The sequence below is a fragment of the Roseicyclus sp. genome (assembly GCF_018402035.1).
Lineage (GTDB): Bacteria > Pseudomonadota > Alphaproteobacteria > Rhodobacterales > Rhodobacteraceae > Roseicyclus.
This window is the reverse complement of record NZ_JAGYJN010000075.1, coordinates 1-1,418: the sequence shown is the minus strand read 5'-3', so window position 1 is coordinate 1,418 and position 1,418 is coordinate 1. Positions and strand designations below refer to the sequence as shown.

The window sequence follows — 1,418 nt, the reverse complement described above, 5'->3', positions numbered from 1 at the left end:
TTCTCCGAGGAAATCCCCGCCCGGATGCAGGCGCGCGCCGCTGATGACCTGCGGCGATTGGTGACCGAGGGGCTGGTCGAAGCTGGGCTGACCTATGCCAGCGCGGGCAGCTTTGCCACGCCGCGCCGTTTGGTGCTGACGCTTGAGGGTTTGACCGCCCATTCCCCCACCACCCGCGAAGAACGGCGCGGGCCGCGCACCGATGCGCCCGAGGCCGCGATCGAGGGGTTCTTGCGCGGCGCAGGGATAAGCCGCGACCAGCTTGAGGCGCGCGCGGATAAAAAGGGCGATGTGTTTTTCGCCGTGATCGCACGCGCGGGCCGCCCCGCCGCCGAGATCATCGCCGATGTCGTGCCAGCCGTGATCCGCGATTTCCCATGGCCCAAATCCATGCGCTGGGGCGCGGGAAGCCTGCGCTGGGTGCGCCCGCTGCAATCGATCTTGTGCATCCTCTCGGATGAGGCGGGAACCGATGTCGTGCCTTTCGATGTCGATGGGATCGCGTCGGGCAACACGACCGAGGGGCATCGCTTTATGGCGCCCGCGCGCTTTCCCGTGGCTCATTTTGCCGATTACGCGGCCAAGCTAAAGCGCGCCCATGTCGTCTTGTCGGCGGCCGACCGCGCGGCGCAGATCCGCCATGATGCCGAACAGATGGCCTTTGCCGCCGGGCTGGAACTGGTCGATGATCCGGGTCTTTTGGCCGAGGTGTCGGGGCTGGTCGAATGGCCCGTGGTGCTGATGGGCACCATCGAGGATCGTTTTCTCGACCTGCCGGCCGAGGTGCTGCAAACCTCGATGCGCGAGCATCAGAAGTTCTTTTCTGTCCGCAACCCCAAGACGGGGCGGATCGAGCGTTTCGTGACCGTCGCCAATATCGAGACCGCCGATCACGGCGCGACGATTCTGGCGGGAAATCAAAAGGTGCTGTCGGCGCGCCTGTCGGATGCGAAATTCTTTTGGGAAAACGATCTGCGCGTGGCGCGCGCCGGGATGGGCGATTGGCTGGATGGTCTGGCCAATGTCACCTTCCATGCGAAACTTGGCTCGCAGGCCGAGCGGATCGCCCGCATCGCCGCCTTGGCGCGCGAGATCGCGCCCCGCGTTGGCGCGGATGCGGCCGAGGCCGAAGCGGCGGCCCTGATCGCCAAGGCCGATCTGCGCTCGGGTATGGTGGGTGAGTTTCCCGAACTGCAAGGTGTGATGGGCCGCTACTATGCGCTGGCGGCTGGCCGCGATGCAGCCGTGGCCGACGCGTGCCGCGACCATTGGAAACCGATGGGGCAGGGGGACGCGGTGCCAACCGCGCCTGTCTCGCTGGCCGTGGCGCTGGCCGACAAGATCGACACGCTGACGGGCTTCTGGGCGATTGACGAAAAGCCCACGGGGTCGAAAGACCCCTATGCGCTGCGCCGCGC

General features: G+C 66.4%; 1 protein-coding gene. It reads left to right on the top strand.

The features are described 5' to 3' along the window. Nucleotides 1-1,418: glycine--tRNA ligase subunit beta (gene glyS / locus KG698_RS15260; protein ID WP_213686394.1), on the top strand; the 1,418-nt coding region annotated here is incomplete at both ends.